This window comes from Rhodococcus sp. FW305-130 (genome assembly GCF_058788335.1).
Genome location: NZ_JBYTAP010000001.1, coordinates 87,857 through 106,004, shown reverse-complemented (window position 1 = coordinate 106,004; position 18,148 = coordinate 87,857). Strand labels below are relative to the sequence as shown.

19 protein-coding genes and 1 tRNA gene are annotated in these 18,148 nt (G+C 62.4%); 4 read left to right on the top strand and 16 right to left on the bottom strand.

Annotation, left to right across the window (positions count from 1 at the left end; translation table 11 throughout):
* Positions 1 to 4: 4 nt before the first annotated feature.
* From AC3WQS_RS00560 to AC3WQS_RS00545, 4 genes are read right to left on the bottom strand one after another with little or no spacing between them, the layout of a single operon-like run.
* A complete protein-coding gene (locus AC3WQS_RS00560) occupies positions 5 to 820 on the bottom strand; it encodes a mycofactocin-coupled SDR family oxidoreductase (protein ID WP_492712809.1) in 816 nt (271 codons plus the stop codon).
* A 58-nt stretch (positions 821 to 878) separates the two neighbouring features.
* Positions 879 to 1,505: a LutC/YkgG family protein gene (locus AC3WQS_RS00555; RefSeq protein ID WP_438472480.1), complete on the bottom strand. Its 627-nt coding sequence runs from the start codon at positions 1,503 to 1,505 to the stop codon at positions 879 to 881.
* A complete protein-coding gene (locus AC3WQS_RS00550; RefSeq protein WP_492712810.1) occupies positions 1,502 to 3,022 on the bottom strand; it encodes a LutB/LldF family L-lactate oxidation iron-sulfur protein in 1,521 nt (506 codons plus the stop codon). Before AC3WQS_RS00550 ends, AC3WQS_RS00555 begins: the two co-directional genes overlap by 4 nt.
* Positions 3,019 to 3,768, bottom strand: coding sequence for a (Fe-S)-binding protein (locus AC3WQS_RS00545; RefSeq protein WP_019745490.1), 750 nt, complete (start codon positions 3,766 to 3,768; stop codon positions 3,019 to 3,021). The genes AC3WQS_RS00550 and AC3WQS_RS00545 overlap by 4 nt, the downstream gene beginning before the upstream one ends.
* Before the next feature lie 99 nt (positions 3,769 to 3,867).
* On the opposite strand from AC3WQS_RS00545, the gene AC3WQS_RS00540 reads away from it, so the two are divergent.
* Together AC3WQS_RS00540 and AC3WQS_RS00535 are read left to right on the top strand one after the other, a co-directional pair.
* Positions 3,868 to 4,578: a FadR/GntR family transcriptional regulator gene (locus tag AC3WQS_RS00540; RefSeq protein ID WP_019745491.1), complete on the top strand. Its 711-nt coding sequence runs from the start codon at positions 3,868 to 3,870 to the stop codon at positions 4,576 to 4,578.
* Between the two features lie 53 nt (positions 4,579 to 4,631).
* A tRNA-Met gene (locus AC3WQS_RS00535) sits at positions 4,632 to 4,705 on the top strand.
* Positions 4,706 to 4,802: 97 nt separating this feature from the next.
* Here AC3WQS_RS00535 and AC3WQS_RS00530 read toward each other — a convergent pair.
* The 8 genes from AC3WQS_RS00530 to AC3WQS_RS00495 are packed head-to-tail and all read right to left on the bottom strand — an operon-like array spanning position 4,803 to position 11,778.
* Entirely contained in the window at positions 4,803 to 5,429 is a 627-nt protein-coding gene (locus AC3WQS_RS00530; RefSeq protein ID WP_029256359.1) for a TenA family protein, read from the bottom strand.
* Positions 5,426 to 6,178 (bottom strand): glutamine amidotransferase, encoded by a 753-nt coding sequence (locus AC3WQS_RS00525; RefSeq protein ID WP_003939869.1) that lies wholly within the window; start codon positions 6,176 to 6,178, stop codon positions 5,426 to 5,428. The genes AC3WQS_RS00530 and AC3WQS_RS00525 overlap by 4 nt, the downstream gene beginning before the upstream one ends.
* Positions 6,171 to 7,220, bottom strand: coding sequence for a phosphotriesterase family protein (locus AC3WQS_RS00520; RefSeq protein WP_021345661.1), 1,050 nt, complete (start codon positions 7,218 to 7,220; stop codon positions 6,171 to 6,173). Before AC3WQS_RS00520 ends, AC3WQS_RS00525 begins: the two co-directional genes overlap by 8 nt.
* A complete protein-coding gene (locus AC3WQS_RS00515; protein WP_003939698.1) occupies positions 7,217 to 8,260 on the bottom strand; it encodes an ABC transporter permease in 1,044 nt (347 codons plus the stop codon). The genes AC3WQS_RS00520 and AC3WQS_RS00515 overlap by 4 nt, the downstream gene beginning before the upstream one ends.
* Positions 8,257 to 9,027, bottom strand: a complete 771-nt coding sequence (locus AC3WQS_RS00510; protein ID WP_003939830.1) for an ATP-binding cassette domain-containing protein — start codon at positions 9,025 to 9,027, stop codon at positions 8,257 to 8,259. Before AC3WQS_RS00510 ends, AC3WQS_RS00515 begins: the two co-directional genes overlap by 4 nt.
* 2 nt (positions 9,028 to 9,029) lie before the next feature.
* Positions 9,030 to 10,037: a substrate-binding domain-containing protein gene (locus AC3WQS_RS00505; protein WP_019745494.1), complete on the bottom strand. Its 1,008-nt coding sequence runs from the start codon at positions 10,035 to 10,037 to the stop codon at positions 9,030 to 9,032.
* Positions 10,034 to 10,933: a carbohydrate kinase family protein gene (locus AC3WQS_RS00500; protein ID WP_029537090.1), complete on the bottom strand. Its 900-nt coding sequence runs from the start codon at positions 10,931 to 10,933 to the stop codon at positions 10,034 to 10,036. The genes AC3WQS_RS00505 and AC3WQS_RS00500 overlap by 4 nt, the downstream gene beginning before the upstream one ends.
* Positions 10,934 to 10,935: 2 nt before the next feature.
* A complete protein-coding gene (locus tag AC3WQS_RS00495; RefSeq protein ID WP_003940276.1) occupies positions 10,936 to 11,778 on the bottom strand; it encodes a BtpA/SgcQ family protein in 843 nt (280 codons plus the stop codon).
* Positions 11,779 to 12,012: 234 nt separating this feature from the next.
* On the opposite strand from AC3WQS_RS00495, the gene AC3WQS_RS00490 reads away from it, so the two are divergent.
* Positions 12,013 to 13,038 (top strand): LacI family DNA-binding transcriptional regulator, encoded by a 1,026-nt coding sequence (locus AC3WQS_RS00490; protein ID WP_019745496.1) that lies wholly within the window; start codon positions 12,013 to 12,015, stop codon positions 13,036 to 13,038.
* Here the strand turns inward: AC3WQS_RS00490 and AC3WQS_RS00485 are convergent.
* The 4 genes from AC3WQS_RS00485 to AC3WQS_RS00470 all read right to left on the bottom strand — a co-directional run bounded on the left by AC3WQS_RS00485 (position 12,999) and on the right by AC3WQS_RS00470 (position 17,100).
* Positions 12,999 to 14,081: a M20/M25/M40 family metallo-hydrolase gene (locus AC3WQS_RS00485; protein WP_492712811.1), complete on the bottom strand. Its 1,083-nt coding sequence runs from the start codon at positions 14,079 to 14,081 to the stop codon at positions 12,999 to 13,001. The genes AC3WQS_RS00490 and AC3WQS_RS00485 overlap by 40 nt on opposite strands.
* Positions 14,082 to 14,107: 26 nt before the next feature.
* Positions 14,108 to 14,725 carry a sortase domain-containing protein gene (locus AC3WQS_RS00480; protein ID WP_264613402.1) on the bottom strand — a complete coding sequence of 206 codons (618 nt, stop codon included), beginning with the start codon at positions 14,723 to 14,725 and terminating at the stop codon, positions 14,108 to 14,110.
* Positions 14,697 to 16,394: a hypothetical protein gene (locus AC3WQS_RS00475; protein ID WP_133727170.1), complete on the bottom strand. Its 1,698-nt coding sequence runs from the start codon at positions 16,392 to 16,394 to the stop codon at positions 14,697 to 14,699. Before AC3WQS_RS00475 ends, AC3WQS_RS00480 begins: the two co-directional genes overlap by 29 nt.
* Before the next feature lie 133 nt (positions 16,395 to 16,527).
* The gene (locus tag AC3WQS_RS00470; RefSeq protein WP_428689483.1) at positions 16,528 to 17,100 is read right to left on the bottom strand and encodes a peroxidase-related enzyme; all 573 of its coding nucleotides are present in this window, start codon (positions 17,098 to 17,100) and stop codon (positions 16,528 to 16,530) included.
* Positions 17,101 to 17,254: 154 nt separating this feature from the next.
* On the opposite strand from AC3WQS_RS00470, the gene AC3WQS_RS00465 reads away from it, so the two are divergent.
* On the top strand, positions 17,255 to 18,133 hold the full coding sequence (locus AC3WQS_RS00465; protein WP_492712813.1) for an AraC family transcriptional regulator: 879 nt from the start codon (positions 17,255 to 17,257) through the stop codon (positions 18,131 to 18,133).
* Positions 18,134 to 18,148 lie beyond the last annotated feature (15 nt).

Below are 18,148 nucleotides of genomic sequence, written 5' to 3'. Positions count from 1 at the left end.
GCGATTACGCCATGGTCTGACCCATATCGATGACGATCTTCGTTCCGGTGACTGCGCGGGAGAGATCTGTCGCGAGGTAGACCACCGCATTGGAGATGTCCTCGACCGTCGTGCGCGGAACGGAGGTGAGGGGCCACTTGTAGGAATTCATGTACTCGGGATGCGTTGTGAGCACCTTGCCGACGTTGGGATCGTTGCCCATCTCGGTCTCCACTGCGCCGGGGTGAATGCTGTTGACTCTAATGTCGAAGCTACCCAATTCCGTTGCTGCAGTGCGGGCCAAGCCCACGAGGCCGTGCTTGGCCGCCGAGTAGTGCGCACAACCGGGCGCTTCGGCGACGCCGGCAGCGCTGCTGACAAGCACAATGGAACCACCGTTGCCGGCCTCGATCATCGCGGGAACCGCAGCAGTCATCGTGCGCCAGACACCATTGAGATTGATGTCCACCAGCGTCGACCACTGTTCTTCCGGCATCTCCCAGAAACGATTCCACGTAGCGATGCCCGCATTGGCGATCACGACGTCGAGGCGACCGAACTTGTCGACGCCCGACGCCACCGCCGCCCGCAGCGCCTCGAGGTCGCGTACATCCGCTACCGCGGTGACGATCTCGCGCCCCTCTGCTCGCACGAGACGGGCCGTTTCTTCGAGGTCGGCTTCAGTCGCGGCCGCGTAACCCACGTCTTCGGACACCGACGCGCACACGTCGACAGCGATGACGTCGGCACCTTCCTGCGCGAGTCGGATCGCGTGATTGCGTCCCTGACCCCGCGCTGCACCGGTGATGAAGACGACCTTGCCTGCCAAGAGTTGTGTCATGGCCGGGACGTTAGACGCTGATGTGGCCCGCTGCCCCTGAGTTCCCGCTCGGCGGGAATCAGCCATCCACGATCACGACGTGCAGATTTCGCGGACCGTGTACACCTTCGACGCGTTCGAGTTCGATGTCGGAGGTTGCCGACGGGCCGCTGATCATGGTGGTGGGACGCTGCGGCGTCAGCCGCGCAATCGCCTCCGGCACTCCCACTTCCACACTGCTGCGATACACGACGCAGATGTGTGTGTCCGGTACCAGCGTCAACGCACGACGTCCCTGCTCCGGACCGGCGTCGAGGAAGATGGTGCCGGTCTCGGCGCACGCTACCTTCGAGCCGGTGACAACGGCGTCGAGGTTCTCGAGTTCGGGAGCCGGTACGTCCGGGCTGTCCACCACCAGCGTTCCGTCGAATCCGGCTACCCATGATCGGTCGAGGCCGGCGGGGATTCCCAGAGTGTTCAGTCCGTGCTGTCTCAGTATTCCGGCGACGGCATCGGCGATTTCTGTTGCAGCGCAATGGTGAACGTGCGCCTTGTAGTCCTCGAGGCGGTCGACGAACAAATCGATGAGCTCCCCGTCTGGCATGGTTCTGCCAGTCCGGTAGTTTCGCGGTATCTCGCCTTCACCGGCGGGCGCCAAGGTGATGGCATCACGAATGCGTCCGAGCACCACGTCACGTGAATTCATCTGTCTGCCTTCCCGTCACGACGAGCCTCGTCCAATGCCTCGCGGCCTTCGTCGGAGTCCCACCAGGATCGGAAGGTCTGCTTGGGTGGAGCGGGAATGTCTCTGGCAGCTGTCCAACTGTTCAGTGGAGGGGGCAACGTGGAGATCTTCCCTTTCCTGCCGGCCACGACGCGTCCGAGCCCGGCAGCTTTCTGAGCCAGCGTCCACCTGCCCTCGGTCGACATCGCCAGAGATGCGGCTTTCATCGCCAAAGACTCTGCCGTGACACCGGATTGCTCGACCTTCTGGTGCCGCAATTCGACCAGCAGCGACGGGATGTCGATCTTGACCGGGCAGGCGTCGAAGCACGCACCGCACAGACTCGAGGCAAAAGGAAGAGTCGAATTCGGATCGTCTTTGCCATGCATGCCCGCGAGCTGCGGAGTCAGTACCGCGCCGATCGGTCCCGGATAGGTGGATCCGTAGGCGTGGCCACCGGTGCGCTCGTAGACAGGGCACACGTTCAGGCACGCCGAGCACCGTATGCAGCTCAGGGCTTCCCTCCCGATCTTGTCGGCAAGCGAGGCGGTCCGGCCGTTGTCGAGGAGGACCAGGTGAAATTCCTGTGGACCGTCGTCGGGCGTGACGCCGGTCCACAGGGAGGTGTACGGGTTCATTCGCTCCCCCGTCGACGACCGCGGCAACAGTTGAAGGAAGACCTCCAGATCCTGATAGGTCGGCAGAATCTTCTCGATGCCCATGACGGTGATCAGTGTTTTCGGCAGCGTCAGGCACATTCGCCCGTTGCCCTCCGACTCCACGACGGTCAGAGTGCCCGTGTCCGCGATGCCGAAATTAGCGCCGGAGACGGCGACGGGCGTCGTCATGAACTTGTGGCGCAGAAACTTTCGTGCAGCTGCGGCAAGTTCGGCCGGGTTCTCCCCGAGGTTCGGATCGACATCTGGCATCTCACGCAGGAATATCTCGCGAATCTCTGACCTGTTGCGATGGATCGCAGGAACCAGGATGTGCGACGGTTTGTCGTGGCCGAGCTGGACGATCAATTCCGCGAGATCGGTCTCGTAGGCGGTGATTCCCTTGGTTTCGAGATGCTCGTTGAGACCGATCTCCTGCGTTGCCATCGACTTGACCTTGATGACCTCGTCGGAGCCGGTGGCTTTGACAAGCTCGGTCACAATGGCGTTGGCCTCGTTGGCATCCGCTGCCCAATGCACCTGCCCACCGCGAGCGATTACTGCAGCTTCGAACTGTTCGAGCAGTTCCGGCAACCGCGCCATGACGTCGGCCTTGATCGCCGAACCCGCATCCCGCAGCTCCTCCCAATCGGGGAGCTCTCCAGTTACGTTGATGCGCTTGGCACGGATGGTATGCGTTGCCTTGCCGATATTGCGTCGCAGTTGCGCGTTGGCCAGCTCGTGATGTGCTGCGACAGGGAACTTCTCAGTACCTCGCAGGAACCCTGCACCTTCGGGTGACCTCGGCGGAAAGCTGGGCAGACCCAGCGTCACAGCGCTCATGCGTGCACCCGGCTTTCCACCGATGCCAGAATCTCCGCGAGGTGAATGGTCTTGGCGCCCATCTGCAGTCGTGACATCCCACCGCCGATGTGCATGAGACAGGACGAATCTCCGGCGCTGCAGAACTCTGCGCCGGTGTCGGCCACATGGCGAATCTTGTCAGCCAACATGGCCGTCGACGTCTCGGCGTTCTTGATGGCAAACGTGCCGCCGAAGCCGCAGCAGGAATCTGCTTCCGGGAGTTCGACCAGATCGATGTCGCGGACGTTGCGCAGCAACTGAAGTGGCTTGTCTCCCACTCTCAACATGCGCAGTGAGTGACAGGTCGGGTGATAGGTGACCCGGTGCGGGAAGTACGCGCCCACATCGGTGACACCGAGAACGTCCACGAGGAATTCCGAAAGCTCGTACGTCTTTGCCTTCACGGTCTGCACCTGCCCACACAGCGACGCGGTGCCGTAGCGCTCGGCGACGATCTCGTGTTGATGACGGATCGAACCGACGCACGATCCCGATGGTGCGACAACGGCGTCGATCGACGCATCACCGAAAGTATCGGCGTAGTTCGCGACCAGTGGCAGCGCGCCCGGCTGGTAGCCGGTGTTGACGTGCATCTGCCCACAGCAGGTCTGCCCGGACGGAAACACGACGTCGTGCCCGAGACGGGTGAGCAGGAGGGCGGTGGCCTTGACGGCGTCGGGAAACATCGTGTCCCCGATGCAGGTGGCGAACAGCGCTACTCGCATGTGGTTCCCCGCAATCTGTCGGTGTGGTCTGACCACAGTAATACATCCTCCGGACAGGCCACCCCGTAAACGGCGTCCACCCGGTTATGCTCTTGCCTCATGCCGACCGAGCCGAGCCCGCGAGCGTGGGAACAAGTACTGAGCCACCTCGAACGTCGGCTCGTTTCAGGCGAGGTGTCTCCTGGCCAGCGCCTGCCGGGAGAGAGAATTCTGGCAGCAGAGTTGGGCGTCGGACGGTCGTCGGTTCGAGAAGCGTTGCGGGTCATGGAAGCACTCGGCCTCCTCAAGGCGCAGACTGGCTCCGGCCCGACGTCCGGCGCGATGATCGTGGCCAAACCGACCGGCGGCATGACCATGCTGATGCGGATGCAGGTTGCAGCACAAGGATTTCCGGTCTCGGATGTGGTGAAGACACGACTCGTTCTCGAATCCGAGGTGATTCAGTCCCTGGCATCGCGGACCCCGACACCCGACCTCAGCACAGCCGTCGAACTGCTCGACTCGATGGATGACGTAGATCTCTCGGCCGAGGAATTCCTACTACTCGACGCGCAATTCCACGTAGCGCTCGCCGACGCGGCGGGCAATCAGGTGATCGCAGCCATGATGACCGGCCTACGAGAGTCCATCGAGGCCTACGTTCTCGCGGGCGTGCAGATCGACAGCTGGCCGAGCACCTGCATGCGACTGCGTCACGAACACCGAGGATTGGTCGATGCGGTCAACGCGGGTGACGGCGAACTCGCACGTCAGCGCATAGTCGGACACATCCGCGGTTACTACTCGGAAAGCGCTCACTCCAGCCGGTGACAGGGGGTGGTAATTGCACCTCCAGAAGTCGTGTACTGTTGGTTTCACACCGACGCGGGGTGGAGCAGCTCGGTAGCTCGCTGGGCTCATAACCCAGAGGTCGCAGGTTCAAATCCTGTCCCCGCTACAAAGAAGAGGCCCGTAGGTTGCGAAAGCGACCTACGGGCCCTTTGCTGTGCACCTTTATTAACCGCCGGGGGTTAATAAAGGCGCACAGCAGTAGCTCACACCGCCACGTTGTGAAAATCGATCTCTGCGGCCAGCATGCCGGAGAACCACCGATCCAGGTCCTCGTCGGTGACGGACTCGGGCATGGCGTCCACCTCGCACGCCAGCACCGCCACCTGAGACACGAACGGCGGAGCGACATGCATGTCCACCCAGTCCTGCAACGCTGGTTCGCGCTGTACGTTCACTGCCGCCGCCTCCCGGCACCACGACAGATACAGGGTTTCCGCGGCGTACATGCCCACCAGGGCCGCCGCCCTGCCCTCTTCGCCAGCGAGGGTCAAGGCATGCGTCGACAGCACAGACGACTCCTCGACCAGAGCCGCTGCGTCCCCCGCGTACGGGAAGCGGGAACGCAACTGCGCGAAATACTCGCGCTGTTCGCCCACCAGGTTCGACATCGACGTCACGTGGTCGAGCGCGTCGTCGAGCGTCGGGGATTCGGCGACCACCAACCCCAACACCTTGACGGCCGTCAGTACGAATGCCTCTTCGATCACGAGGTACCGGCGGAATCCCTCATCACTCAACGTCCCGCCGATGGTGTCCTCGATGAATGGAACCGCCCGCGCGGCAGCGAGATTACTCTGCTGCCGCGCGAGCAGGTCTGAGGAGCGACTCATTCGCCGGCGACCCAACTGATCAAGCCGTCGAACAGGTCGGTGTATCCAGGCCACTGCTCACAGAACTCCGGCGGAGCCCAGTGCGGCGAGCAGTCCGAGGTGAAGACGATCGACCGTCCGGCGCCGTATTCACCGGCAGCGACAAGCGGATCGCCGTTGATGGTGGCAGGAACCACGGCACCGTCCTTCGCGACGACGCGGTTGTATCCCAGGAGCGCCGGCCAGGAATCGCCGGCACCACCGAGAGCCGGGTGAGCAGCATCGACGACGGTGGGAACGATCCCGGCCGGTGTCTCGACGCGATCGTCTTCGGCCAGCATCGTCACGGGTAGTACCTCGGCGATCGCGGTCTGGCGGAAAGCTGCTCGCGCCTGGAACCCGGAGAACGAGAGGTAGCCACCGATCATCATCAGTGAGCCGCCGGCGTTCACCCAGTCACGAAGCGCGACAAGGCGATCCTCCCCGGCGCGGAACTGGTCGAAGACACCGGGAGCCAACTGCAGCGAGTTCGCTCCGATGTCGGAGAGAACGACGACGTCGAACTGGGACAACGCTTCTGCGGTACCGGGGAACTGCGTCGGCACCAGGTGTGCGGGCATGTGTGTCACGTCGTGGCCACGTGAGGTGAGCGCATCCCGAAGCGGACCGACTCCCTCGACGTAGGAATGGACACTGAACTCGTCGACGCCCTTGACGTGCGTCGACGTCGTCATCCAGCTCTCGCCGGCGATCAGTACTCGTTTACCCATGACTGCTTCTGTTTCCTTTCGCGGCCTGCTCGAAGAGCGACCTCGGGTTGTCTCGCATCAGTGCGGACACTTGCTGGGGATCTACGCCTGCGCGCACCAACCGGGCGGCGAAGACGAGTGGTACGTAGGAGAATCCGTTTCCGCCGTGCTTTCTGAGCATTGATTTGAGGAAGAGGTCGTGACTGAGCAGGAGCTGTGATACGTGACCGGAGGTGACCAATCCGGCTACCGCAGTAGCTGTTTCCGCCGGATGCGGCGAAAGACCCTCGCCGGGGAAATCGAAAGGCATCCCGATCATGTCGAACTCGAGAAAGACACCGCGGTCGGCGAGCGATCGTTGGTAGTCGGCGTCGTGTCCGGACGGGTCCATGTGGCACAGGACCACTGCTTGCGGATCGACGCCCATCTCGTCGACCACGATGTCGACGACGTGATGTCCGACGCGCTGCCATCCCGGAAGGTGGACGAACAGGGGCACGTCCACCTCGCGCTGGGCGATGCATGCCGCCCTCAACGCTTTCGCCTCGTTCTGAGTGAAGAGCGGGGAGACTCCGATCTCCCCGATCACGCCAGGTGCCAATTCCTTTGCCGGATCGAACTCCTCGACGAGCGAACCTGCCAGATCGTCGACACCGAGTTCGTGGACCTCGACCGGATGGGTCGTCTCCAGGTACCACCCTGAACCCATGATCACTCGCACGTCTGACTTTCGCGAGAACTCCGCCAACTTCTCCGGTGCCCGGCCCAGTCCCGGCGGTGTCAGATCGACGATCGTCCGACCACCGAGGCGGGCGAAGTCCACAAGGTCTTCCACCACGGCCGCTGCGTCGTCGACTCGACAATTGTCGAGACTGTAGTACGGATTGTCGTGAAGAAGCCAGGCATCCTCGGCGCGTACCGGACCGGCCAACCGCTGTGCCACAACCGGATCCGGGGCCTCGGTGTACGCACCGGTGACGTCGTTGTGCAGATGTTCGTGTGGGAGAACCAGTCCGAGTTCCGAGCTGTCCACAGTTCCCGTGACAGTACGAACCTTGCTCATGAGCGTGCAGGCCCCGAGGGTGCGGACTGCAGGTGTCGCCACAGCGCGCTCAGGGTGTGTCCCCGCATGTTGATCCAGATGGCCAGTAGCAGAACGACACCGGTGATGATCGGTGTCAAGAACGGGCTCACACCGAGCAGGGTCAGTCCGTTGGCGATGATTCCGGTCAGGACGGCGCCGATGACGGTACCGATCACGGTGCCGCGACCGCCGAAGAGGTTGGTGCCACCGAGAACCACCGCGGTGATCACCGTGAGCTCGAATCCCGTTGCGGAGTTGGCCGAACCCGAGCCCAGTCGAGCCGCGATCAGCAGTCCCGCGATACCGGCAGCCAAGCCGGTGAAGACGAGCGTCATCATGAGCACACGACGCGTGTTGACGCCGGACCGTCGCACGGATTCGACGTTGGATCCGATACCGGTGACGTAGCGCCCGAAGCGCATGCGGTTGAGCGCAATTGCTCCGATGACCACGACTACGAGAGCAATCCAGGCGCTGGCGGAGAACCCGAGGAACTCAGCAGTTCCGAGCTTCGCGAAGTAAGTGTCGGCCGGAACCGGAACGGAGAATCCTTCGGTCCGATACAGCGCGATACCGCGAATGACGGACATCGTCGCCAGAGTCACGATGAACGGCGGAATGCCCTGATAGGCAGCGAGCCATCCGTTGACCAGGCCCCAGGCCGCACCCATCACCGGGGCGGCGACGAAGACCAGGGACGAATCGACGCCGGCCTGGATAAGCTCGGCACTCATCGCCGCGACGAACGCGACGATCGCACCGACGGACAGGTCGATCTGACCTGCCGTGATCACGAAAGTCATCGCCACCGCGATGATCAGAACCGGAGCGATCTGGGTTGCCAGGTTCGACAGGTTCGTGAATGTCAGGAACGACGACGTGGTCGCCGAGAAGACGGCTGCGACAGCAACTGTCACCGCCAGCATCGCGAGGGTGGGCTTGTTGACGCTGTCCCACAAGGAGGGTTTCGCGGCGAGCTTGCGCTCGATCGGCGCCTGGGTCTTCTCGAGAGTGGTCATGCCGTGGCTCCCTGTGTTGCTGCCGATGTCCGTTGCGGCACCGGAGTTCGAGTGATGAGTCCGACGAGGGACTCGATGTTCAGGTCGCCGATCGGAACGTCGTCGACGCTCTGCCCCTCGTACATGACCGTGATTCGGTCACATACGCGGAACAGGTCCTGCAGGCGGTGTGTCACGAGAATGACGCCCACTCCGGCCGCTGCGACGTCCGTGATCAGCTTGAGCACCGACTCGACCTCGGCGACGGCAAGCGCTGCGGTGGGCTCGTCGAGGATCAATACGTCTGGCCGGAAGGAAACAGCGCGGGCGATCGCGACGGTTTGCCGCTGCCCGCCGGACAGTTGCCCGATCTCCTGGTAGGTCGACTTCACCTTGACATGAAGGTCGGCGAGAATGTGAGCCGCCTTCTCGTGCATGGCATGCCGGTCGAGGAATGGACCTTTTCGCGGTTCTCTACCGAGGAACAGGTTGCTCGCGACGTCGAGCGTGTCGCACAGCGCCAGGTCCTGGTAGACGATGCCGATCTTCTTCTGCTGCGCGTCGAGCGGCGTCGAGAAGCGCACTGGTTCACCGTTGACGCGCATTTCGCCGCCGTCGTGCTGGACGGCGCCCGCGAGGATCTTCATCAGGGTGGACTTGCCGGCGCCGTTGTCGCCGACAACTCCGAGTACTTCACCCTTCGCCAGGCGAAGGTCAACTCCTTGAAGGGACTTCACCGGTCCGTACGACTTGGTGATGCCCGAGAGTTCGATCAGTGGAGGTGCCATGATTACTTCTCCAAGTAGTACATGTAGTCGGCTACGTTCTCCGGGGTCACGATCTGGGTGGGGACGGGGATGTTCGCCGGAGCGCCGCGACCACAAGCCAGGTCGATTGCCGAATTCATTGCCTCGTGGCCGAATTCGAAGGTGTTCTGCTGGACCACGCCTTTAAGCCAACCGGCTTTGAGTCCGCCTACCGCCTGATCCGAAAGATCCCAACCGACTGCTTCGATGCGATCCTGCGCCTTCTGACTGTTGACCGCCGCAACGAGTCCGATCAACGCCGGCTCACCGGTTGCGTAGACGTACTTCATGTCGCCACCGCCGGTCAGCAGGTTCTCCGCTGCGGTCTGTGCGTTCTCCTGAATGTTACGTCCGTCCACGACGGTGCCGACGGTCATTCCGCGGCCGGTCACGGTCTCCGTGAAGCCCTTCTGTCGCTCCAACTGGACAGTGCTGTTGAGCGCGCCGACGATACCGACCGTTCCGGTGTTGTTCGCGACGTCGGCCAAGGTGTTTCCGATCTTGGCACCGCCCTCGGCATTGGCCGTACCGACCTGAGTCGACAGCGCCGGATCGTCGATGGTCGCGTCGACCGCGACGACGGGAATACCCGCGTTCTTGGCCTTGACCACCGACGGCTTGATTCCGTCCGTGTCGATTGCATCGACGATGATCGCGTCGACTCCGGCGGCGATCAGATTGTCGAAGGCGTTGGCCTGCGCCACGGAATCGTCGTTGCCACTGATGATCTGCAGGTCGACACCTGCCTTGTCCGCGACGTTCTTGGCGGCATTGTTGATCTGGTTGAAGTACAGCGCCTGAAGGTTGATGGTCACCAGACCGACCTTGAGCTTGCCGTTCGTCCCGTCACAGCTTTCGGCGACTCGGGTCGGCTGCGGGATGGACGAGCCACCCGATGCGTCCTTCGAGTCACTCGACGAAGCCGAGTCACAAGCGGTGAGCGTGAGCGCGACTGCAGCTCCCAGCGCCAGAGGCAATGCACGTTTCATCATCGAGTCTCCAAAAGGGTGTGAGGGGTCAATGTTGCTGTGAAGCTGTCCAATTCATCTCGGGTGGGGCATCCACGGGGTCCGGCAGTGGCGCAAGCCAAGGCAGCCGAGGCTCCCGCGAGTCGTGCAGCGTCCACCGGTGAGCGCCCGGCGTCGACAAAAGCGATGTACGTACCGCCGAAGCAATCACCGGCCCCGACGGCATCGACGACGTCGACCACTACTGCCGGTTCGCTCGTCACCTCGCCGCCCGGTGTGGCCAGTGTCCAACCTCGCGAGCCGTCGGTCACCAGCAGGTGTGTGTTATGTTCGGCGGCCAGTGCCTGCCACTGATCGAAACCGATCCCGAACTCGCCTTCCCACAGGGCACGCCCTACGACGACGTGGTCAGCGAGCGCGAATGCGCGCAGTGCCGCGGCTTTGTTTTCACAACCGTCCAGATCGATTACCAGACTTACGCTTCCCGGCAATCCCTCTGGCAGGAAGCCCGCACGGTATCCGTCGAGGAACAGCCGTCCACCACCGGCAGCAGCCAATCGGGTGATGACAACTCCGATTCGTTCGGCATCGTTCGGGTCGTCTTGACTGATGATGGAGCGATCGCCGTCCTGCGCGATGAGTACAACTGCCGTCGACAGGAACGCATCTCGCGGCGACCAACTGGTGTCGACGCCGTCAGCCTCGAGGGCTTCGAGAAACTCGGTGGATCGCGCGTCCGGGCCCACGGCACCGGCAAAGATCACCTGCGCGCCCATTCGGGCTGCGGATACCGCAGCATTTGCATTCATTCCACCGTCGATCTGACTGATGGCCGTTGCCTGCACGCGCTCTCCGAGCACCGGTACATGTGGAACATGCACCGTCACATCGTTGTTGGCGTATCCACAAAAGACAATCATGGTTACTTTCCTGCGGCCCGGGACAGTTCGCGGACCTTCTCGCCTGCGACTCGCCCCCACCAGCGTCCATTGTCCTTCACCGAGGATGCAACTATGGCGCCGTCGCATTCCTTCATCAGCGCTGCGACATTGGCAGCCGTGATGCCGGATCCGATGATCACGGGAAGAACGGTGTTGTCTCGGATCACGGAAACCTCGTCGACCGAAGCGGCGTCACCGGTGCGCGAACCGGTCGCGATCAGGACATCTGCGTCGAAGAACTCGGCGTCTTCGGTCTGTTCCGCGACGGTGCGGTCCGCAACAATGGCATGCGCACCATGCTTGACGTGCACGTCAGCGAAGATCCGGACCGGGTCGGCGCCGATGCGATGGCGGAAGCGCGTCGTCTTGGCCGCCTGACCCTCGATGAAGCCCTCATTGGCAATGTAGGCATTGGCCCACTGATTGACGCGCACAAAACTCGCGCCTGCCGCCCACGCCGCGGCCACTCCGCACTCGCCGGCGTTGGACAGGATGCTGACGCCGACGGCCTTGCCGAACTCGCCGACCACCGCTGCCGTGATGACTCCCATGCTGGCGGCGGTTTCGTATCCGTGTTCGCCGGGCTTGAGGAACGGTATGTCCCAGTGATTTTCGACGATCACACCGTCGAAACCGTTGTCGACGTACGCGTGCGCTTCCTCCACAGCGAAGCGAGCAATTTCCGAAACCGGCTGCCCGGTGTAGTGCGGACTGCCCGGCAGAGCAGGGAGGTGGATGGCCCCGATGAGAGAAGGCGTGCCGGTGAACATCTCTGCCAACGCCGAGGGCTTGGGCGGAAAGACTCCGAGCGGTGATGCGGTCACTTCAGCTACCCCATTCCATGCGCAAGATTTGCGCTGTATGTCCATGCACAAGATCTGCACACGATGTAATCGATTGCCTTGATGAATTAGCAGGTTATGTGATCAACACCGGGTTATGTCAAGGATTTCACAATTCGAATTTGTAAACGATTGCCTCAATCGCGTTACATGCGGGACACTGGACCGTGCGGTTCGATAACCTCGGACCCGAATCGAGCAGAAAACGGGGGACGCATGCGCAAGGCGACCATTCGCGATGTCGCGGAACTGGCCGGGGTCTCGACTGCCACCGTGTCGCGGGCACTGTCCGGATCCCGCCCTGTCTCGGACGAGCTTGCAGCGACGATCAAACGCGCCGCGGATTCTCTCGGATACTCGGGAAACATCATCGCCAGCTCACTGCGTCGCAATCGGACGGACACTGTCGGCATGGTGGTTCCCAGTATCGCGAATCCCTTCTTCACTTCGCTGGTGGTCAACGTCGAACACGTCCTGGCTCAGCGCGGCCTACAACTGTTCCTGTGCGATTCTCGTTCCGATCCCGACGTGGAAGCGCAGCGGCTCAAGTCGCTCGTCTCGCGGCAGGTGGACGGAATCATCATCAGCCCGTGCCACGGCGAATTGAGTGCCGAAGCAGTACGAGCCAGCGCAGCAACGCTTCCGGTCGTTCAACTGGACCGGTTTGCAATGGATACCCAGACGGACTGGGTCGGTGTCGACGACGACGCCGCTCAATCACTCGTGATGGAGCATCTGTCCGAGCGCGGCGCGCGATCGGCTGCCTTCATCAGTTCCGAGCTGACCAATTCGTCGACCGAACTTCGCCGGGCCGGATTCTTCCGCCATGCGGATCGAATGGGAATCGAAACTCGTGACGAGTGGACACAACTCGGCGAGTATTCGATCGAATGGGGACGCACGGCGTCCAACACCATCCTGACCGGCAAGACTCGCCCCGACGCCTTGGTCTGCGCCGACGACCTGATCGCGCTCGGTGTGCTGCAGACCTGCCACGCATTGGGCATCGACGTCCCCGGCGACGTTCTGGTCACCGGTTTCGACAACATCCCCTTCTCCGAACTGTGCAATCCGCCGTTGACCACCGTCGGACAGCCGCAGGAGAGAATCGCGGAAGAAGCTGTGCGACTTCTGGATCAGGCGATGAACAACTCTTCCGAGTCGACAGCCCACATTGCGCTTGCTCCTGAACTGATTGTCCGTCAGTCCACCGTCGGCCAAGCAGCAGCCACGGCACCGTAGGCAGCGATCGCATCGTCCAGTTCGGACACCTTGACGCTTTCGTTGGCCGCATGCATCAGCGAGGGAGTGCCAGGGCCCCAGATCACGACGGGAGCGCCGGGGGCGGCCGCTGCCAGCACCGAAGCGTCGGTGAAGTACGAAACCGGTTCGGTTGCAACAGGGATCGGCAAGGTGGCCAACCACGGATCCGACGCGTCGGTACGCACACCTCCCAGGTGAATCGACGTCTCCACCGAGTCGACTTCCGGTTGGGCGTGCCACCATGCAAGCAGGTCTGCGCCGTCTCCCACCGTGCGGTGATCGATCACCGCATGTGCATTGTCCGGCACGATGTTCGGAGCCGAACCGCCGCCGACCAAACCGAGGTTCCAGGTTTCGGCGCCCAGAAACGCGTCGGACGACAGCGGAAGCTCACGCCGAGCTCGATCGACGACGTCAAGCAGTTTGAGGACAGCGTTTGTTCCTCGCTGCGGCGTACTCCCGTGCGCGGCTTTTCCTTTGACGGACACTTCGAGCCACAGTGCGCCGCGGTGCCCCAGGTTGATGCGATTACCGGTCGCCTCGGGAACGATGACGGCCCCGACCTCGAGATTCGCCACGGCGTCGGCCGCACGAACGGCCCCGAGCGACCCGATTTCCTCGTCGCTCGTCAGCAGTAGTGCGACCGGGACTCCACGTTCGAAAGCGTCGACAACCGCGGCGGTAGCGGCAACAAGGCCGGCCTTCATATCCGATGTCCCTCTGCCGAGGAACAATTCACCGTCGACCTGTGCGGCGTACGGGTCGAACTCCCAGTCGGAGACAGTGCCCACTGGCACCGTGTCCACGTGGCAGGCGAACAGGAGTCTGGCTGCCGAGGGTGCAGCTTCGTTGGTGATCAAGGCCCAGGGATGATTGCCGGTCAGGTCTGACTCCACCTTCGCCTGTGGCGCACGTGAGAGAACCAACGAGACAATCGAATCCATCGCCCGCCGTTGAGGAGCGGCCTCCCCCGAGACCGTGTCGAGAGCTACCAGTTCCGAGAGAAGTCCGAGGGAATCCATGTACCTATTCTTGCACTGCCACGGATTCAGTGCGCTGCCAGCTGGGCGATGACGACGTAATTGTCGTCGGTCGACTCTCCTTCGACGACATCACAATTGGCGAGGATCAACCGCCCGGGAACTGATTCACGCAACTCGTGAGTTCCCAGCAGCGAACCTTTGTGCAGCGGCCCGACGGTTTCGACGTCGTACTCGAGTGTGCCGTTCGGTGTACCCAGGAGAATTCGATCTCCCGGCTCCACTACCCGGAGCGCCCGGAACGGTGCTTCGCGAGTGGTGAAGTTGTGGCCGACCACGACAACTGTTTGTGTGGTCGACGTTCCCGGCATTCCGCTCTCGCCCCACCACACCGGCAGTTCGTCGACAGGATTCAGTTGCTGCCCACTCTCGCCGCCGCGCATCAGTTTCTCCGAGTGCAACGGACTGCTCAGGTACGTGACCCCGGACGCAGACCTCAACTCGATCCGCTCGGGTTCTGCCGGATCGACGGTCACCGAAGCCGGTGCAGCCGCGATATGCGACTGCACCGGCGAGCGGTCGGGTAGCGATCCTTCGTTCTCGCCCGAACATCCGGATGCGAGGAGGGCGAGGATCGCTACCGCCGAGAGGCCGGCGCTACGCAGACGTGTTGCCCGGGCCGTCATGACGCTTGCGACGAACAACCACCGTCGTAGCTGCTGCGGCGGCAGCGCCCACGACTCCGACGCCGATCAGTACAGCCGGCAGGTTGGAACTGCTGCTGCCGCTGGTACTGCTGGTTGCAGTGTCACCGAGAGCAAGTTCGACGGGGGGCAGGCTTCCTGCAAGTGCCGGATCGCCGTCGGCATCGGTGACGTAGTAGTCGACGACGTCGAAGGCGCCCTTGTTGTTGTAGTAGCCGACCAGCTTGACGCCGGTCTTGTTCACTACAGCGGTGGTCTCGTCGACCTTCGTGACCCCGGAGCCGTCGTCGGTGTGCTCACCGATGATCACTTCACCGCCGACGCCTGTTCCGTTGTCGATCTCCTTCTCGCCCTTTGCCTTGAGCTCGTCGACGATCTTCTGCGCTGCATCCGCTTCGGCCTTTGCGGCGGCTGCAGCGGCCTGAGCTTCCTTGGCCTTTGCTGCTGCGGCGTCGGCTGCGGCCTTCGCGTCTTCGGCGGCGAGGTAGAGATCCTGCGCCTTCTTGCTCGCCGCTTCGGCAGCTTCGGCCTTCTTGGCGGCTTCGGCAGCCTTTTCGTCGGCAATGGCTCGCTTGTCGGTGGCAGCCTCGCCCGCAGCATCGGCTTCGGCCTGGGCCGTCTCCGCGGCCTTCTGCGCAGCGTCGGCGTCCTTTCGTGCGGAAGCCGCGGTAGCTGCCGCTTCATCTGCGGCCTTACGGGCGGCAGTGGCAGCTTCTACCTCGGTTGCGGCCGCGGACTCGGCTGCCTTGGCCGTGGTTTCGGCGGCGGTGGCCACTTTCTGAGTTTCCTTGACGGTGATCGCGAGCTGCTTGGCGTTCCATGCGGCCGCTATCGCCTGGGCCTTTGCGGCGATCGCCTTCGCGATGTCCCAGTTCTTGAAGGCTTCCTCGGCTTCCTTGTTCTTGTCCGCTACCAGTTTGGCGTTTGCATCCGCGGCAGCCTTCGCGTCATCGGCTTTGGCCTGCAGAGCATTAGCCTCGGCGCGCGCCTTTGCGGCCTCTTCGGTCTTGGGCCCCGAACCGGCGGCCTTCGCAGCCTCCTCGAGTTCAGCAGCCTTGGCTGCGGCGGCGTCTGCTTCTGCCTGAGCTGTTTTTGCTACCTCTTTCGCATCGGCTGCAGCGGACTCCGCAACCTTGGCTGCCTCTTCGGCTTCCTTGGCAGACTGTTCCGCGGCCCCTGCCTCCGCCTTGGCCTGGGTCGATTCGACCGCCGCCTTGGTTGCCTCGACGCTCGCCTGAGTCATTGCCTCGGTCGCCTTCACCGAAGTGTCTGTCGCTGCGGACGAGTCGACCCCTGCCGTCGCGGCTGCTTCGGCGGCCTTCGCTGCCGCGTCGGCTGCTGCTTTGGCTTTTGCTTCGGCTTCCGCCAGTGCTGCGGCGTCCGTACCTGCGGTTTCGGCACTGCCCGCGCCCGCGACCCCGGCTTCAACCTTCTCGGGTGTGGTCTCGGTGCTCGTCGCCGCGTCGGCGTCGGTGGTGGCAGCTGCCTCTTCCTCGGCGCAGGTCACCAGCGGATCGGTACTCGGAGTACACACGGTTTCGGGCTCTGCCGATGCAATTCCTGTGCCGCCCACCGCCAATCCGAGAGCTAGTACGGCACCGGCGGCCGCAGAGCGGACCCTCCGAGAATGGGCGATGGACTTCTCCGACATAGCGCTCAACCTTTCGGCCTTCTTTACGAAGACGGCAATTCCGGCGTGGACAGCCTTTACTTCGTCGGCTGAGTTCCAGACGTTACGACCGGTCGGTCCGAAAAATTGAAAGCTTATGTTCGAGTCGCAGGAATCAGGACCGCGGAACGCGCCCCATCAGGTAGAACTCCGGATTGGGCAGCATGCCGGAGAAGCTCGCCATGCGATTGCTCAGCCCGAAGAATGCAGTGATCGCGGCGATGTCCCACGCGTCCTCGTCGCCGAAGCCGTGCACACGGAGGGTGTCGAAGTCGACGTCGGCGATTTCGTGCGAGACGGAGTTCACCTTGGTGGCGAAGTCGAGCATCGCGCGCTGACGATCGGAGATCTCTGCGGTGCGATAGTTGACCGCAACCTGGTCGGCAACCAGCGGCTTCTTCTCGTAGATACGCAGAATCGCGCCGTGCGCGACAACGCAGTACGTACATTTGTTGGCCGCAGAGATCGTGGTGACGATCATTTCTCGATCGCCCTTGGTGAGTGCGGAATCTTCCTTGAGCATGATCGCGTCGTGGTATGCGAAGAATGCCCGGAACTCGGCTGGCCGCCGAGCGAACATCAGGAAGACGTTGGGCACGAACCCTGACTTCTCCTGGATCTCGAGAATCCTGGCGGCGATGTCCTCGGGCACCTCGGTCAATTCAGCCTGCGGAAAACGGGTGCTCACTGTGCCTCCTGGTCAACCATCGATGTTCGATTCAAGATAATGATGATTAACTGAGTTGTCCAGATGCATTTCCTGCCCTACTTTTTCGGGCACGGATAGTCGGGTACGGACCAAGTGATCTGCGTAGCGTGAAACCCGTGAACAGGAAGACACGATGATCGACGGACTGAACCGCGCGCTCGACTACATCGAAAGCAATCTGAGCGGCGAGATCGACACAGCCGAGATGGCAAGGCTGGCAACCACCTCGGAGTATCACTTTCGGCGGATGTTCTCGGCCCTGGCCGGCATTCCCGTATCCGAATACATCCGTCGACGTCGACTCACCCTGGCCGGTGCCGAGTTGTCCGTCAGCAGATCAGGAGTGTTGGAGACCGCCGTGAAGTACGGCTACTCGTCCGCGGAAGCCTTCACACGAGCGTTCACCGCATTTCACGGCGTGAGCCCCGGCGCGGTCAAACGCGCTCCCGCCGTTCTCAAATCACAACCGAAACTTGTCATTCACGTGACGTTGGAAGGAGCCACACCGATGGACTACATGCTTGTGGACAAACCTGCCCTGACGGTAGTCGGATTCAAGACCCGGGTTCCACTGGTTCACGAAGGTCCCAATTCTGCGATCGAAGATTTCACCCGCTCCGTGAACAAGGTCGCGCTGCGCGGTTTGCGCGAGCTGTCCGATCAGGAGCCGGCAGGAATCGTCAGTGTCGTCGACAATTTGGCGCATCCCAGAACCGAAGGTACAGAACTGGATTACTACCTGGGAGTGGTCACCGGCAAACCTTCACCCACGGGTTTCGATGTGCTGACGGTCGACGCACACACGTGGGCCGTGTTCACCGCCGACGGGTCGGCAATCGAATCTGTGCAGTACTTGTGGCGAGATATCTACACGGAATGGTTCCCGGCCAACCCTTTTCGCTCCGTGCCTGGTCCCGAGATCATGCGTACCGAATACAACGACGATTTCACCGTCGCACGGTTCGAGCTCTGGATTCCGGTCGAGAGCGAGCTGAAGAACGTCGGGGCGTAAAACAGCCGCCGGGTC

Bases quoted from the DNA above. Each gene is read 5' to 3' on its own strand.
- AC3WQS_RS00560 (WP_492712809.1), bottom strand. From the start codon at position 820: ATGACACAACTCTTGGCAGGCAAGGTCGTCTTCATCACCGGTGCAGCG.
- AC3WQS_RS00555 (WP_438472480.1), bottom strand. From the start codon at position 1,505: ATGAATTCACGTGACGTGGTGCTCGGACGCATTCGTGATGCCATCACC.
- AC3WQS_RS00550 (WP_492712810.1), bottom strand. From the start codon at position 3,022: ATGAGCGCTGTGACGCTGGGTCTGCCCAGCTTTCCGCCGAGGTCACCC.
- AC3WQS_RS00545 (WP_019745490.1), bottom strand. From the start codon at position 3,768: ATGCGAGTAGCGCTGTTCGCCACCTGCATCGGGGACACGATGTTTCCC.
- AC3WQS_RS00540 (WP_019745491.1), top strand. From the start codon at position 3,868: ATGCCGACCGAGCCGAGCCCGCGAGCGTGGGAACAAGTACTGAGCCAC.
- AC3WQS_RS00530 (WP_029256359.1), bottom strand. From the start codon at position 5,429: ATGAGTCGCTCCTCAGACCTGCTCGCGCGGCAGCAGAGTAATCTCGCT.
- AC3WQS_RS00525 (WP_003939869.1), bottom strand. From the start codon at position 6,178: ATGGGTAAACGAGTACTGATCGCCGGCGAGAGCTGGATGACGACGTCG.
- AC3WQS_RS00520 (WP_021345661.1), bottom strand. From the start codon at position 7,220: ATGAGCAAGGTTCGTACTGTCACGGGAACTGTGGACAGCTCGGAACTC.
- AC3WQS_RS00515 (WP_003939698.1), bottom strand. From the start codon at position 8,260: ATGACCACTCTCGAGAAGACCCAGGCGCCGATCGAGCGCAAGCTCGCC.
- AC3WQS_RS00510 (WP_003939830.1), bottom strand. From the start codon at position 9,027: ATGGCACCTCCACTGATCGAACTCTCGGGCATCACCAAGTCGTACGGA.
- AC3WQS_RS00505 (WP_019745494.1), bottom strand. From the start codon at position 10,037: ATGATGAAACGTGCATTGCCTCTGGCGCTGGGAGCTGCAGTCGCGCTC.
- AC3WQS_RS00500 (WP_029537090.1), bottom strand. From the start codon at position 10,933: ATGATTGTCTTTTGTGGATACGCCAACAACGATGTGACGGTGCATGTT.
- AC3WQS_RS00490 (WP_019745496.1), top strand. From the start codon at position 12,013: ATGCGCAAGGCGACCATTCGCGATGTCGCGGAACTGGCCGGGGTCTCG.
- AC3WQS_RS00485 (WP_492712811.1), bottom strand. From the start codon at position 14,081: ATGGATTCCCTCGGACTTCTCTCGGAACTGGTAGCTCTCGACACGGTC.
- AC3WQS_RS00480 (WP_264613402.1), bottom strand. From the start codon at position 14,725: ATGACGGCCCGGGCAACACGTCTGCGTAGCGCCGGCCTCTCGGCGGTA.
- AC3WQS_RS00475 (WP_133727170.1), bottom strand. From the start codon at position 16,394: ATGTCGGAGAAGTCCATCGCCCATTCTCGGAGGGTCCGCTCTGCGGCC.
- AC3WQS_RS00465 (WP_492712813.1), top strand. From the start codon at position 17,255: ATGATCGACGGACTGAACCGCGCGCTCGACTACATCGAAAGCAATCTG.